Source organism: Longimicrobiales bacterium (assembly GCA_028823235.1).
Taxonomy (GTDB): domain Bacteria; phylum Gemmatimonadota; class Gemmatimonadetes; order Longimicrobiales; family Gaopeijiaceae; genus UBA2589.
Genome location: JAPKBW010000034.1, coordinates 1 through 14,975 on the forward strand (window position 1 = coordinate 1; position 14,975 = coordinate 14,975).

General features: G+C 60.1%; 14 protein-coding genes. 10 read left to right on the forward strand and 4 right to left on the reverse strand.

Features of this window, described 5'->3' with window-relative positions; genetic code table 11:
- Positions 1–89: 89 nt before the first annotated feature.
- Positions 90–1,034, reverse strand: a complete 945-nt coding sequence (locus tag OSA81_12670; GenBank protein MDE0899860.1) for a metalloregulator ArsR/SmtB family transcription factor — start codon at positions 1,032–1,034, stop codon at positions 90–92.
- A gap of 112 nt (positions 1,035–1,146) precedes the next feature.
- On the opposite strand from OSA81_12670, the gene OSA81_12675 reads away from it, so the two are divergent.
- Positions 1,147–2,316 carry a fatty acid desaturase gene (locus OSA81_12675; protein ID MDE0899861.1) on the forward strand — a complete coding sequence of 390 codons (1,170 nt, stop codon included), beginning with the start codon at positions 1,147–1,149 and terminating at the stop codon, positions 2,314–2,316.
- A gap of 107 nt (positions 2,317–2,423) precedes the next feature.
- Positions 2,424–4,151 (forward strand): sodium:alanine symporter family protein, encoded by a 1,728-nt coding sequence (locus OSA81_12680; GenBank protein ID MDE0899862.1) that lies wholly within the window; start codon positions 2,424–2,426, stop codon positions 4,149–4,151.
- An 82-nt stretch (positions 4,152–4,233) separates the two neighbouring features.
- On the opposite strand, the gene OSA81_12685 is transcribed toward OSA81_12680, so the two are convergent.
- Together OSA81_12685 and dinB are read right to left on the reverse strand one after the other, a co-directional pair.
- On the reverse strand, positions 4,234–5,043 hold the full coding sequence (locus tag OSA81_12685) for a BtpA/SgcQ family protein (protein ID MDE0899863.1): 810 nt from the start codon (positions 5,041–5,043) through the stop codon (positions 4,234–4,236).
- Between the two features lie 14 nt (positions 5,044–5,057).
- On the reverse strand, positions 5,058–6,323 hold the full coding sequence (dinB, locus tag OSA81_12690; protein MDE0899864.1) for a DNA polymerase IV: 1,266 nt from the start codon (positions 6,321–6,323) through the stop codon (positions 5,058–5,060).
- Between the two features lie 162 nt (positions 6,324–6,485).
- Between dinB and OSA81_12695 the strand changes: the two genes are divergently transcribed.
- From OSA81_12695 to OSA81_12705, 3 genes are all read left to right on the forward strand, one after another.
- Positions 6,486–7,109 (forward strand): superoxide dismutase, encoded by a 624-nt coding sequence (locus tag OSA81_12695; GenBank protein ID MDE0899865.1) that lies wholly within the window; start codon positions 6,486–6,488, stop codon positions 7,107–7,109.
- Positions 7,110–7,354: 245 nt separating this feature from the next.
- A complete protein-coding gene (locus tag OSA81_12700) occupies positions 7,355–8,110 on the forward strand; it encodes a DUF5715 family protein (GenBank protein MDE0899866.1) in 756 nt (251 codons plus the stop codon).
- Positions 8,110–8,769 carry a flavin reductase family protein gene (locus OSA81_12705; GenBank protein MDE0899867.1) on the forward strand — a complete coding sequence of 220 codons (660 nt, stop codon included), beginning with the start codon at positions 8,110–8,112 and terminating at the stop codon, positions 8,767–8,769. Before OSA81_12700 ends, OSA81_12705 begins: the two co-directional genes overlap by 1 nt.
- Positions 8,770–8,803: 34 nt before the next feature.
- Here the strand turns inward: OSA81_12705 and OSA81_12710 are convergent, their stop codons facing one another.
- Positions 8,804–10,831, reverse strand: a complete 2,028-nt coding sequence (locus tag OSA81_12710; GenBank protein ID MDE0899868.1) for a hypothetical protein — start codon at positions 10,829–10,831, stop codon at positions 8,804–8,806.
- 491 nt (positions 10,832–11,322) lie between these two features.
- Between OSA81_12710 and OSA81_12715 the strand changes: the two genes are divergently transcribed.
- The 5 genes from OSA81_12715 to OSA81_12735 all read left to right on the forward strand — a co-directional run bounded on the left by OSA81_12715 (position 11,323) and on the right by OSA81_12735 (position 14,847).
- A complete protein-coding gene (locus OSA81_12715; protein MDE0899869.1) occupies positions 11,323–11,766 on the forward strand; it encodes a hypothetical protein in 444 nt (147 codons plus the stop codon).
- The gene (locus tag OSA81_12720; GenBank protein MDE0899870.1) at positions 11,763–12,590 is read left to right on the forward strand and encodes a glycosyltransferase family 2 protein; all 828 of its coding nucleotides are present in this window, start codon (positions 11,763–11,765) and stop codon (positions 12,588–12,590) included. Before OSA81_12715 ends, OSA81_12720 begins: the two co-directional genes overlap by 4 nt.
- A 107-nt stretch (positions 12,591–12,697) precedes the next feature.
- Complete coding sequence (locus tag OSA81_12725; GenBank protein MDE0899871.1) at positions 12,698–13,099, forward strand: prepilin-type N-terminal cleavage/methylation domain-containing protein; 402 nt, start codon at positions 12,698–12,700, stop codon at positions 13,097–13,099.
- Entirely contained in the window at positions 13,078–14,124 is a 1,047-nt protein-coding gene (gene pilM / locus OSA81_12730; protein ID MDE0899872.1) for a type IV pilus assembly protein PilM, read from the forward strand. The genes OSA81_12725 and pilM overlap by 22 nt, the downstream gene beginning before the upstream one ends.
- 18 nt (positions 14,125–14,142) lie before the next feature.
- On the forward strand, positions 14,143–14,847 hold the full coding sequence (locus OSA81_12735; GenBank protein MDE0899873.1) for a PilN domain-containing protein: 705 nt from the start codon (positions 14,143–14,145) through the stop codon (positions 14,845–14,847).
- The last annotated feature ends 128 nt before the right edge of the window (positions 14,848–14,975 follow it).

Consider the following 14,975-nt stretch of genomic DNA (forward strand, 5'->3'; position numbering starts at 1 on the left):
GGGGGAGGACTGCGATATCACTCATTGAATTCTCAGGTGTTCGTGGGTGAGACTGGAAAGGAAATGGTGTCGCATCGCCGCCGTGCCGGTCAGGCCCGTGCCGACGCGAGAAAAAGCAGAGGGCCAGTTGCCGCCGGGTCAGGTGGCAGTGGTGCGATACGTCGTTTCAGGAAGCCCGCTTCTGTAAGCCATCCATCAATCTGGGCTGACTCGAATCCGGGCCACACGTGCCCCATCTCCTCAGCGTAGATGACCCCCCGATCGTGAGATCTCATGTCGAGGAGCAGGGCGGTACCGCCGGGTTTGATGGTGCGGAAGGCTTCTCTCAGGACAGTCAGGGGATCTACGACGTAATGCAGTACCAGTGCGAGAATCGCGAGATCGAAGGTGTCATCGTCTACTGGAAGTGACTCTAGGTTGCCGCAGCGCAATTCGACATTGGCGGTGTCGTGAAGCCTCGCTTGGGCGGTAGTAAGCATCTCCGCAGATCGATCGACACCGATGACGCGGTCGGCGAAGGGGGCCAGTCGGGCACATAGACCACCGGAGCCTGTACCTAGGTCTCCGACGGTCCATGACGGATCGATGAGTCCGAGAATGGGAGACAGTCCTGTGGCCGATCCGAACAGCTCGGAGCGAGTCTCATCCCAGTGCTCGGCCGTTTCGGCAAAGAAGGCGGAGGAACGAAGTCGCCTCGATTCCAGCACCGATCGAGCCCGCTCCGCGTCCTTTTCGTAGAGGCTGTTCTCACTAACCTCCTGGCGCACGATATCCCAGAGGCCCCGTCCCGCGTCGTCGAGGGCAGGATTAATGCGATAGTGCCGATTACGCCCTTCCGCTCGAACTGCGACCCATCCTTCGGATGCCAGTGTCTTTAAATGTCGGCTGACGGTTGGCTGCGCGGACTGCAGGACCACGCAGAGCTCGCTCACCGTGAACTCCCCCTGCTGGAGAAGGGCGAGAATCCGAGTGCGGGTCTCGTCGCTGAGGACGCTGAGGCGCTCAAGAAAGGCGGGGGAAGTAATTGTATTCATAAATGTGTATATGAAGATATGCAAATTGTTCTCCCTCTCAACCCCACACGGGCTTAACTTGCAATTGCTTCTCAATCGCGCGTTGGCGCGACCGTCCCCTCGGAGGGCGATTTTGGCCCACAAACATCCGCCGCACAGTGATGTCGTCTATCCGGCTGCGATCCCCTTCGTCCTGACGCACCTAGTGTGCCTTGGCGCGATCTGGACGGGTGTACCGCTACGGGCCGTCGCCGTGGGATTAGTCCTCTACGTCGTGCGCATGTGGGCGATCACGGCGGGCTTCCATCGCTATTTCAGTCACCGATCGTACAAAACGAGTCGGGTCTTTCAGTTCCTCATCGCCTTTCTGGGCCAGTCTTCGGCTCAGCGAGGTGTGATCTGGTGGGCGGCTGTGCATCGTCATCATCATCTGTATTCCGACACCGAGCATGACATCCATTCGCCACGACACCATGGTTTCTGGTACGCACACGTCGGGTGGATCTTCAATCCGAGCAACTGGAAACCGGACTACGGGACGGTGAAAGACCTGACGAGGTACCCTGAGCTCGTCTGGCTGGACCGGAACATGTATCTCCCGGCCATCGTGCTGGGACTGGGGATGTGGCTCTGGGGAGGGTGGGCGATGCTCATCGTCGGCTTCTTCTGGAGCACCGTTCTTCTGTTCCATTGCACGTTCTTCATCAACTCTCTGGCCCACGTATCAGGGTCGCAGCGATACCTGACGGGCGATGACTCCCGCAACAATCTGTGGTTGGCCCTGATCACTCTGGGCGAGGGTTGGCATAACAACCACCACCACTATCAGAGCTCGACTCGCCAGGGTTTCCAGTGGTGGGAAGTCGACATCTCCTACTACGTCCTGAAGGTGATGTCCTGGTTCCGCCTCGTTTGGGATCTGAGGGCGCCTCCGGCCGCCATTGTGAGAGGTGAACGACCCGTAGGTGCGAAGGTGATCGAGAAGGTCGCAGGCGAGTTGGCCGCGGCTTTCAGTGTGGACAACATCTCCGGCGCCGTGCGCGAGGCTTGGGACGAGTCTCATGCGCTCGAAGACCTCATAGAGCGAGCGCGACGTGCACGAGATCAGGTCGAAGAGGCACTTGAGGAAGGGATTACGGAGCTTTCGCTGCCTCATCTCCCCACGATCCCGGAATTGAGAGAGAAGGCGGAGGAGATGTTCCACGAATCGTCCTCGCTTGATGCAATCGTGAATCGAGCTCACGAAATTCTCTCAGAGGCCGTTACAGCCAACCTGTACTCAGCCGCTGTCGCAACTCGATAACTTGTTCGCTTGCCTCGGTCAGGGGCGCAGAGCATTCTTTGACACTTCTGATTCCGGCGTAGATCCTCTTGATCACGCCAGCTCGACTAATCCCAAAGGACACACGAATGGAGTCCATTCTTAACAGTTTCCTACAGCCGATCGTCGACTTCGCGAACACGTATATCATCGAGTTCGGGTTCCCCATTGGGGAAGAGCGCATCGCCGTCATGGTGCTGCTTCTTCTCGGGGTTGGCCTTTTTCTGACGATTCGAACGGGCTTCATCCAGGTCAGGAAGCTTGGACACGGAATCGCTGTGACCTCGGGGAAGTATGATGATCCTGACGATCCGGGTGACGTGTCGCACTTCCAGGCGCTGACGACTGCGCTCTCGGCTACGGTAGGCATCGGGAACATCGCTGGCGTGGCAATGGCGATTCACTGGGGTGGCCCCGGCGCGCTCTTCTGGATGTGGGTTACCGCCTTCTTAGGGATGGCGACGAAGTTCTCCGAAGTGACGCTCGCTCAGAAGTACCGGACCACGGATGAGACTGGCGCGGTCGCGGGTGGGCCGATGTACTATATCGAGCGAGGGCTCGGCCCCAAGTGGAAGCCGATGGCCGTGTTCTTTGCCGTCATGCTCGCCTTCACGGCCTTCTTCACCGGAAACGCGGTCCAGGCCAACACGGTCGCCGACCAGATGAATTCGGCGTTCGGTATCAACATGATGCTGATGGGCGCGATCACATCCGTCATCGTCGGAGCCGTGATTCTCGGGGGTATCGGACGGATCGGGAAGGTCACTGCATTCCTCGCTCCGTTCATGGCCGCCATCTACGTAGTGGGTGCGCTTCTTATCATCGCACTTAACCTCGGCTCACTGCCGAGCGCCTTTGGCGCGATCATTACCGGGGCGTTCAATCCGCAGGCGGGCGTCGCGGGAATCGGAGCGGGAGTCTTTGTCGTCACAATGATGTGGGGTGTTCGCAGGGGCTTGTTCTCTAATGAAGCAGGGCAGGGATCCGCACCTATCGCGCACGCTGCAGCGAAGACAGATGAGCCAGTTTCAGAGGGTGTCGTTGCGCTCCTCGAGCCGTTTATCGACACCATCGTAATCTGCTCGCTGACGGGATTGGTCATCATCATGATGGGAGCGCATGAGCAGCGCTTCCCGACCGAGATCACGCTGGGTGGAGGCGACATAGCCTATACGTCCCAGGTTGAAACGAACCGGTATGAGGGTGTTGATGCGCCCGCTGAGATCCAGATCGCCAACGGTTCGCACTCGGCCACTGGTGTCGGAGCGGTGTTGTTGTCGTGGCACGAGGCGTCGGTCGATCCCCTCTACACGGATGCGGCACAGACACAGCGCTTCTCGGGCACCGTCCATCCGGACCGTGGAGAGGCGGTAGGGTCGAATGGCACGACCTATACCTCTCTGTATGGAGATGCAGTCGAAAATGGCGCGCCGATCACGGCCGCCGCGTTCCGTCAGGGACTCGCCCCGCTCGGCGACTGGGGCCACATGATTGTAGTGCTCGGCGTGCTGCTGTTCGGTATCTCAACTGCGATATCGTGGAGCTATTACGGCGATCGTTGTGCGCACTACCTCTTTGGCCAGAAGGCGATCTTGCCCTACAAGGCGCTGTTCGTGGCGGCTCACTTTATGGGAGCCTCAGTGCCGCTGGCGGTCGTATGGGCCCTTGGCGACGTGGCGCTCGCGATTGTGATCTGGCCGAATCTGATCGCCCTGATTTTCCTGGCTCCCGTCGTGGTTGCCGAGACAAAGAGTTACTTCGAACGGAAGCCATACGAGGCGGTGGCGGCGAAGCGAGCCGGGATGACTGGCGACTGAGCACGGCCTGACATAACCGGAAATCAGGTGATCATCACCGGGGCTGCCTCATAGAGGTAGCCCCGGTTTTCTTTTCCCGGCGTCACGAGAACTGGGGTAGTCCGCAGCCTCTCACCGCGCGCATGAACGCCGAGGCACGCTCCGTGTCGACTCCGTGCCCAGCCATCCCGTCGCACATGATTGAACTTCCGACGATGACACCTGTGGCGACCTCGAGCGTGCGACCTACGTTGTCCGCGGTGACCCCAGAGCCCGCGAAGAGAGGGGCCGCGGGCACGGTCTGGTGGACCTCGTTGAGATGGGTGTGATCGGTTGTTTGGCCGGTGCCTCGACCCGATACGATCAGTCCGTCCGCCAGGCCCCGTTCCCAGGCATCCGACGACGCCTCCGCCAGGCTCGCACCCACCGGAGGTGTCGCGTGTTTCACCTGGACGTCGGCGAGGATCGCTACGTCTGCATCGAGCGCAGCCCGAATTCGAAGTGTTTCGCCCGCAGCCTCCTCGACTAGGCCCTGGTCGGTCCACATCGATCCGGTATGCACATTCACCCGGATGAAGGCTGCGCCGGTTGCGACTGCGATTCCGAGTGCCGCACGAGCGTCGTTCCGCAGAGCGTTCACACCTACCGGGATTTTGACTGCCGCTCCTAAGGCGGACACGGCTGCGCACAGGCTTGCGATCGTTTCGGCGGGCAGGGGCCCGCGCAGGAACGGGCTGTCGGAGTAGTTTTCCACGACCAGAGCATCAAAGCCTGCTAAGCTCAGTTTCTGCGCATCGTTGCACGCTCGATCCAGAACGGAAGCCATCGATCCACCCCATCCGGGCGCACCGAGGAGAGGACCGAGGTGGACCATCCCAATGACCACTCTAGCGTCCGACCAAAGGTCGCTCACGCCTTGCAATCTCATCATCCTCCATCCTTGTCGTTGTCGTCCTGTCCGTCGACACGGTTCTTTCGGCACGGAGCCGCGTCCACCATCCGACCCGGGATGACCGCCCCGTAGCCGAATCGATCCGCAAGCTGGTCCACAGCTAGTGATACACTGCGGTCACGATCGGATTCCCCAGTGACGACTTTGTCGAAGAGCGCGAGTTGGTGACTCTCTGCGGCAGCGACGAGCCCGCTCAGGCCGACGCCCAGCAACCGTGCAGCGGCCCGCCGTTGGGCACGGAGTTCGCGCAGGAGACCCCGCGAGACGTCATGGATCGCGGCGTTCGATTCAATAGGCTCACTCACCGTGAGACTGTGTTGTCGTGTCTTGAAGTCGTGGTCACGCAATTTGACCGTGATCGTTCGAGTCCGGAGTCCCTTCTGGCGAAGAGTCGCGCCGACCGAAGTGGTAAGCTCGATGAGCCGCCGCTCGAGGTCGTCGTCTTTGACCAGATCTTCGAAGAATGTGCGTTCTGACGAAATCGACTTTCGCCGCTCCGCCGGGTCGACGGCACTGTTGTCGACGCCCCGCACTCGATGGTATAACCAGTTGCCTCGTCGCTCGCCAAACATCCGCTGGAGCCAGTCGAGCTGGACCTCCACGGCGTCCACCACCCGGATGAGTCCTTTCTCTTGCAGAGTCTTCACGAACGTGGGGCCAATGCCCGGAAGGTCTGCGAGATTGAGCGTGTTGAGGAAGGCCTGCTCCCAGCCTGGGGCGACGATATGCACGCCGGCTGGTTTCGCCGGCGTCGCGGCAAGCTTTGCTATGATCCGCCGTGTCCCGCCGCCGACGGATACCGAGATCCCAGTTCGTTCGAGAACCGAGTCGCGGATCCTCCATGCCGTGTCTTCTAGCGTCTCGGCACCAAAGAGTCGTTCCGTGCCGGTCAGGTCCAGATAGAACTCATCGACAGATGCCGCCTGAACAACTGGTGCCACCTTATGGAGCGCATCGCGTACCTCACGACTACGGCGGGTTATGGAACCTCGGGGCACACCCACGACGGTAGCATTCGGACAGAGCCGCAACGCGTGCGAGGTAGGCATCGCGGACCGGACTCCGAACGCGCGTGCCTCATAGGAAGCCGACGTGACGACTCCTCGTCCCGTGGCAGATCCACCGACGATGAGCAGGGACGCCTTTCCGGCCCCATCGGGGTCCTCGAGGCGTGCGACCTGCACGAAGAACGCGTCACAATCGACGAGCAGAATTCTTCGTTCTCGGGGTTGATCGACCACCGGTGAGCCGGTCCGTTCGAGGTTTGCTGACCGGAACCGAGTCGGGTATTATCCCTCCACACGGCCCTGCCGTCTCCAAGCTAGCGAAGAAGAAGTCGCCTTGGGACGGCTTCTATGGCCACCCCACCCAAGCAAGCTAGTCAGCCTAGGAGTCCGGCAACGATGGCCTATCCCTTTGATCTTCCTGATCTCGGCTACGCGCACGATGCGCTCGAGCCCCACATCGATGCGCGCACGATGGAGATCCACCACGGCAAGCACCACGCCGGATACACCAGCAAACTGAACGGAGCACTCGAGGGGCACGTCGATTTTCACGGCAAATCTGCCATCGAACTTGTCTCTGACCTTGCTTCGCTTCCTGACTCGATCCGCGGTGGTGTTCGCAACAATGGCGGCGGCTACATCAATCACGCACTCTTTTGGGATGTCATGACGCCCGGTGGCGCTAGTGCGCCGAGTGGTTCCCTGGGTGCCGCCATCGATGCAACGTTCGAGTCGCTCGATGCCTTCAAGGCGCAGTTTCAGGCGGCTGCCGGGGGGCAGTTTGGCTCGGGCTGGGGATGGCTGGTGGTTGATGGTTCCGGAGACCTCGCCGTGACCGCGACGGCCAACCAGGACAATCCTTACATGACTCGGATGACTCCAATTTTGGGAGTCGATGTCTGGGAACATGCGTACTATCTGAGCTACCAGAACCGCCGCCCCGACTATCTCGCGGCCTTCTGGAACGTCGTGAACTGGGACAAAGTCGCCGAGCGCTATGCGGCTGCGACCGCGGAGTGATCTGACAAAGGAAAGGTCCCATCGAATCCGTCGTTCGTGACGGCTCGACGACAAAAGGGTCGGGGTCCCTTAGGTGGCCTCGGCCCTTTCTCGTAGTGGGGACGGGATTCTGGCTTATCAATACGGGCTAGGAAAGCCAGGTACTTTGCGCAGGAAGAGACACAATTCTTGCGCGACAAAAAACATATGTTTACCTATCTATATCCCTCGTTGGAGGGGTGCCACGCCTCAGCCCTACGCATTCGATGTTCCTCCCAAATTCCTCCCGTGCTCGCTTTCTGTTCGCGTTTTTCGCGTGTGGCCTCGTTGCGTCGGCAGAGGGAGCGGACGCTCAGAGTCTGAGGGGTTCCACGTCGTCCATGGACCGGCAGGTTCAGATGGCGAGCGTGCACGACTACACCTATATCGAAACGCCCGACCGCGTCCGTTTCTTTGCCGACCGGGGCTGGATCGTTCCGATCAAGGCTGGTCGAAATCATTCGCTCCACGCCGTCTCGTTCCCGTATGCCCGACCTGAGGTTCAGGTCTTCATCGAGCGATTGAGTCGCCAGTATCGCAATGCATGTGATGAGCAACTGGTCGTCACGAGTCTGACGCGTCCGCAAAATCGGCAGCCGCGAAACGCGTCTGATCGGACCGTTCACCCAACTGGTATGGCTCTCGATCTTCGCTCTAGCTGGGATCGTAATTGTCGGGACTGGCTGGAGGGTGTTTTGCTCAGCCTTGAGCGCGGTGGCATTCTCGAGGCCACCCTTGAGCGGAACCCGCGCCATTACCACGTGGCCCTGTTTCCGCAACCGTATGCCTCCTACGTGGCGAGCTTGGAAGCTCGAGGGCTCAGCGCGCCAGAGAATACCGAGTATCTAGTCCGCAGTGGCGATTCTTTGTGGAAGATTGCGCGCCAGCACGGGGTGTCCGTGGACGAAATCCGTGACGTAAATGGATTTCGAAATGATCGGATTTTCCCTGGCCAGCTGATTGAAGTCCCACCCGAGAACTGATGCCCACTCGGGGAGTTACTGCCAGGTTGGAAGAGGTGGCCGCTTCGGATTTCCTCGATCCGAGCCAGATTACCGCGAAAGAGCGCTATGAACTCATGACCTCGATCGTCGCTCCCCGGCCGATCGGCTGGCTCTCGACTTGGGGTGAGTCCGGGATCCCGAACCTCGCGCCCTTCAGCTATTTCGGGGCGCTGTCCGTGTCACCCATGCTGGTCGGGGTGTCGATCGGGGAACGGCGGGATGGCCTGAAGGACACACTGTTGAACATTCGCCATCGGGGCGCCTTTTGCGCCAACTTGGTCTCTGCGTCGCTCCTCGTGCCCATGAATGAGTCGTCCCTGACGGCCGAGCCGGACGTGGACGAATTTGTTGTGTCTGGACTTCACTCCGCGTCGTCGAACCTCGTGGACGCCCCCTTCGTCTCGGAATGTCCCGCTGTCTTCGAGTGCGTCGTTCAGCAGGAAGTGGACCTCCAGGGTGCGCCGAATGCATTGATCATCGGCGAGGTGGTGGGCGTTCGACTTTCCCCAGACCTCGATTTCGAAGATGGGAGCCGGCGAGTTCGCCCCGAAACGCTGCGCCCCGTCGGCCGACTCGGTGGGTCCGCCTATAGTGTGGTTGATGTTGTGCAGCGCCTGAAGAGGCCCGATCACCGCTGAGACTTCTCGGGCGGTTCCTTGGGTGGCGAAAATATCAGCGTGGAAGCTCCCCCCCCGCCCTGTGCCAGAGCAACTCAATGCCGTCGTCATAGGGAAGAAGCATCATGCCTCGGTCCGGACCTGCGTCCAGATAGATCCACGGTGTGCGGGTCGTCGACATCAGGAGTGATAGGTTCTCAGTTGGCCCGAGATCGCGAGCGAACACGATGTCACGCTCGGGTAGAGGAGGTGCCTGCCAGGAGAGCAACTCCAACTCGAACACGCCGAACCGGTCTGAGGCCGCTTCTCGCGTACAAGAAGGATTCGGTATCCGACTCGGGTCAATGCGCACCACATTCCGCGGTGACAGCGCGCGGGGCTCCAGCTCAGAAGCGAATCCCGGGAGGGGGTCCAAGCTGAGTGCAGGGGCTGGTGTGTCCATCGGACCGGACCGCCATTGAGCGTACTGATGCACTGTGCAGGCATCGTTGCGACGTAGCGCAGTCTCGATTGAGTCGCGTCGCATTCCGGTGGCGACCAGCCGATTCACCGTCCTCGACGACCAGCTGCCGTGAACCAAAACGAGAGCCCGACCGCCGTCTACCTCCGGAGGCGGTTCGGTGCCATGCGCTCGCGCTCTGGCGAGGACAAAGGGAGCGAATGAGAGGCCGCCGATCAGTGTCATGACGATTGTCCATCGGATCAGGCGGGTGAAGGTCCTCGGGTCCGTGCGATTGAATGCAGTGACACAGGCCAAGGCCAGCAACGCCATCCATGCGGGCACGCTCTCGAAGAGCATTCGGGGGCCGAATTTTGATCCGTGATGCCAGTACAGCGAATTCGCTATCACGGCTGTCGCCGCCCACCCGATGACCGCAGGAACTCCCTTGGGCGCGACCTTCGTCCAGAGGAGAACCGCGACGAGGACCGTGAGTGGGAGCGGCGACCCGAGCAGGCGTACACCGAGTTGACTCAGATCGGCTCCGGTATAGCCGACTGCTTCTAGCAGGCCGTAGGCGTTACCCCAGGGGTCCCGGTGTAGCCCGAGCCCATGGGATGGACCGAAGGCCACTGTGTATCCAAGGCGAAGTGGGTGCCCAAACAGCCCCAGGTTCCACCAGAAGAACAGAGCTGCGAACGGAGCACCGCCGGAAACCAGTGCGGCGAACCGGCGAAAACTCTCACCGGTCGTCCAGGCTCTCGCCCGCGGCCACCACACGATGCTGACGATGGTCGCCGAGCAGGCGAGTCCGATCCAGGGACGGGCGCACACAGCGACTCCGACGGAGGCGCCCGTGAGCACGGTCCACCGGAGCGCTCCGTTCTGTGCCGCTATCGCGCTGAACAGTACCAGAGCTAGGCCTGCCGCTGCTGTGGTGTGACTTAGGTGCGTTGAGCCGAGGAGGAGCCAGAATGGTGACAGGAGGAGCAGGATTCCCGTGAGACGACCGGTAGCCGCTCCGCAGAGACGCTCAACACCTGCGGCACCGGCGACGGTGGCAACCGTGGTTGCGACAGGGCCGACAAGCCAGGGCACGCCCAGCAGAACACCGAGGGCGAGCAGGAGCGTATGAAGCGGTGGATAGATTGAGGCCCATCCCTCTGTTGTCACGACTCCGTTTTGGACCGTCCAGAAGGCCGGATTTCCTGCCAGCGGGATCGTCGCATGGCCCGCGGCCACGCCCTGGGCGTGAAGCATTTGAGCCATCCCGTCCACCGACGTAGGGGTCGCACTGTGCAAAAAGACGGCAGATGCTGAAGTGGCGGCGAGGGTCGCCAAGCCCAGCAGCAGCGCGAAGCGTCCCGCGGAGGGGGTGAGCAGTGCTGCGGCTGCCGTTTTGAGCACTGCTGCGGCCAGCGTTTGAAGCCAGTTCGGGATTCCGCCGGGCCACATCCTGACGATCAGCCATGACAGCGCGCCGACGATGATCGACCCTGCCAGTCCTAAGGTCCAACTCGCCTCCGCCGCACCTCGAGTCGCAGCCCCCGCCGGGCCGGTGGTTCGCGGGTCCAGTAGGCGATGGAGGGGGACGAAGGCTGTCGCGAGGAGCGCGAGGCTAAGAAGGCGGCGGAGAACGAGCATTCCTTAATCTGAATCCATATGCCGGTCCGAGCCAGCGACAACGCCGACACTCCTGGTCAGCCTTCAGAATCGCAATTTGCTGCTGCGATCCCCTGCAGTTTGCGAGCGGGTGTGGCTATTGTTGAGGAGATTGAGGCTTGCCCTGTCGGGGCCCTCGGACGGTCCCTTCCTATCGATCAACTGTGGTGCACTTCCAGAGAGTCTTCGGGAGAGAGAACTCTTCGGTCATGTGAAGGGGTCACTTGCTGGCGCGGTAAAAGACAAGGACGGGTTGCTTGTAGGGGCTGTGTCGGGACGTTCTTTCTCGATGAGATCGGAGGGATGAGTCCGACAACACAGGTCAACTGCTTCGCGCGATCCAGGAGCGGGAGGTTCTTCCCGTCGGTTCGACCAAAGTGGTAGCGTTCGACACACGGATCGCCGCGGCGACCAATAAAAATCTGGAAGAAGAGGTCACCCGAGGTGACTTCAGGAGCGACCGGTAATACCGAATGAATGCCATTCAGCTGCACCTGCCGCCGCTCCGCGATCGTCGAGAAGACACCCTTGTGCTCACGAGCTATTTCCTGGACCGCGCCCGCGACAGATCCGGCAACGAATACTCACTCGCAGAAGAGGCCACGGGTGTACTTTCCAAATACGACTGGCCCGGCAACGTTCGGGAGCTTGAAAGCGCGCTTGAGCGGGCGGTCGTTGTGCCCAGAAGCTCCGTAATCGCTCCTCACGCAATGCCTGAGCGCGTCCATGAAGTGCCTCGCTCTCGACTGGTTTCAGTCACGATGCCGCCAAATTCGACCATGGGCGTCGTGGAAAGGGCATACATTCTTTGGATTCTGGAGTCCGAGGGTGGGAACAAGACTCGTGTGGCAAAAGCGCTTGGAATCGATCCTTCTACGCTCTATCGAAAGCTCAACTGCTATGGAATCGACGCATGATCATGTCAGGTTTCCCTCGGTCTGATTCGTCTGCGCAGGACGATCTCGCGTGGGATCGCGTCCGCCTGTCCATCGTGATTCCCGTGTACAACGAAGTGAGCACTGTGGAGCGCTTGCTGCGCCGTGTACGTGAGGTGCCACTATGGCTTGAGGTGATCGTGGTCGACGACGGGTCTGGCGATGGCACGAAGGACATCCTTCTACAATTCGAAGGCACCCTCATCGATACGCTGGTCATGCACGAGAAGAACGAGGGAAAGGGGGCTGCGCTCCGCACGGGCTTTGCGCACGCCACAGGGGACGTAGTCGTGGTACAGGATGCAGACATGGAGTACGACCCACGGGAGCTCCCGATGCTGCTTCAGCCTATTCTGGAGGGGAAAGCGGACGCTGTGTACGGGTCGAGATTCCTCGGAGGACCACATCGTGTGCTGCTCTTCTGGCATTCGATCGGGAATCGCGTTCTCACGATCCTCTCCAACATGGCGACTGATCTGAATCTGACGGACATGGAGACATGCTACAAAATGATTCGTCGAGAGCTGCTCCATACGCTTCCGCTCAGCGCGAACCGCTTCGGCATCGAACCAGAGCTTACGGCTCGGCTCGCTCAGGCCGGCGCCCGGATCTATGAGCTCCCGATCAGTTACGACGGTCGCTCTTATGACGAAGGGAAGAAGGTTGGCTGGCAGGATGGTGTTTCCGCTCTCTGGTGCATTTTCAAATACAACGTGATTGGCCCACGGGCTAAGCGCTGGGCTGCACCTGAGGTACCGCTCTGGAATACCCCCGAGCGCCTATCATCGGTAAGCGACGGAGGCTGAAGTGTGGATCGCGCTGATCTTGCCTTCTTAGTGTCTCCATCCAGTCTCTGACTTGTTATAGTGAAACAGAGCGTCACTGTTTTTCATTCTTATCTGGAGTTACTCCGATGCAGAGAAAAGGGGGGTTTACCCTCATTGAGCTGCTCATTGTGGTCGTGATCATTCTGATTGTGGCGGCTATCACCATTCCGAAGCTCAGCGCGATCCGGGAGAAGGCTTACTTCGCGGCCATGAAGTCCGATCTCAAGAACCTGGCCAGCCAGCAGGAGATCTACTATTCGGACTCATACTCGTACACGACTAGCACAGCTAGCCTCGCCTTCACGAACTCTGATGGCGTTACCGTGACGATTGCCGCTACCTCGTCAGGTTGGGCCGCTACGGCGCGGCATGCTAAGCTTCTTCCCACCGAGGGTTGCTCCATCTACTACGGTTCGGCCGCAGCGTTTACGACTCCCGCCACTCCCATCGCACCCGGTGAAATAGCGTGCACCTTGCCTCCGGGTTAATGGGCCTCTTCGGACGAAAGCGGAACGTGATCGGGCTGGACGTCGGCTCAGGTTTCGTGAAAATCGTAGTGGTCGACCATTCGGGCGATCAGCCTGAAGTGGTCCGGGTCGCTGTGCGCCCTCTGCCTCTGGACGCCATCGTTGAAGGCGAGATCATGGATTATGGTCTCGTCTCTGATGCCGTCATGGGGCTCTTCCAGAGCCTCGGCATGAGGGGCGCTGAGGTCGTCACAGCGGTGGGCGGTCCCGGCGTGATTATCAAGAAGATCGAAATGGATCGGACGAAGGACTCCGATGCTCGCGAGGCGATCAAGTGGGAAGCTGAGTTGCATGTTCCGTTCGACACCAAGAGCGTCGAGCTCGACTTCCAGATTCTGGATCCGAATGGGGACGGCCTCCAGATGGAGGTGCTCTTGGTCGCAGCGAAAAGAGAACTCCTCGACAACAAGATCGGACTGCTGCAGGACGCCGGTGTCGAGCCGATCGTGATCGACGTAGATGCGTTCGCGCTCCACAACGCGTTCGAATACAACTATCCGGACGCTCAGGATGGGATCGTCGGCCTGGTCAATGTGGGCCATGAGACGACTAACGTGAGCATCCTCGAGAACGGTGTCCTGATTCTGACGCGCGATATCCCCTTTGGTTCACGCAAGATTCGCGAAGACCTTCAGCGGGGTCGGGGCCTCACAGCCGAACAGGCCGAAAGCGTTGTGCAGGGGAGGGAGGCAGCCATCGACCTGGAGTCTTTCGTACAGATCTCCGCGGACGAGGTGGCGGTTGGGATTGAACACGCGAGCGCGTTCCTCGGAGACGGAAACACCGTCGGGCGGATCTTCCTCAGTGGAGGTGGCGCGCGCATTCCGGGTCTGAGCCAGACCTTGGCGACGCGAATGGGCGTCGATACCGAAATTGTAAACCCTTTCGAGCGTATCCCGGTCCGGTCGGACGCTGCCGTTGGGTTGTCGCTGGATGAATCTGCACCAATGCTGCTGTTGCCACTCGGGCTCGCTCTCAGGGCCTAGGACGAGGACAACGATACTGTGATCGAAGTTAATCTTCTCCCTGGCGGAAAAAATAAGCGTGGCGGAGGCTTTTCCCTTGGTGCGCTGGCTCAATCTGTCAGAGGACTTGTGGGTGGTGGGGCTGGAGGCGGCCTGTCGGTGGACTCGTACGTCGCTTTCTTTGTCTGCGCGGCCGTCATCTCCTTCGGCTATATGGGCATGACGTTCCTCGGCGTACAAAGTGATGCCGAAGACTTGAATGTCAGCCTTGAGGCTGCCGTTCAGGACTCGATTCGCAACGCCGCGATCATCCAGCGCACCAACGAACTGCAGGCGCGCGGAGATTCCATCCAGCAGCGGGTCTCGATCATCCAGGAAATCGACGCAGGTCGATACACATGGCCACACCTCCTCGACGAGATCGCTGCTGCGGTCCCGGACTTCACCTGGCTGAGTGGGATCCTGTACCTGAGCGACGGACCCTTGCAGGTCCGGGTGACTGGGCGGGCTGGCTCCATCTTCGCCATCACTCAGTTCATGCGCCGTCTTGAGGCATCCCGCTTCCTTCGGGCCGTTCAGACGGAAACAATTCAGGAGGTCCTGTCGGAGGCCAGCTCTGGCGATCTCGTATTCATGTTCGAACTGACTCTGACCTACGTAGGACCACCATTGGATGAGTTGCAGACCATCCCGCTTTTTGGAGATGCCGCCAGTCAAGCGCAGATCGCCGATCAGGGAAACTGAACAATGGCCTGGTATAACCCCTCCGACCCGTCCCAGCGGAACTCGATGCTCGGCGGACTTGGCCTGCTCGTTGTCATCGTACCGTTCAATATGTATCTGATGGCCCCGAAGAAAGAGGCGAACGTGCT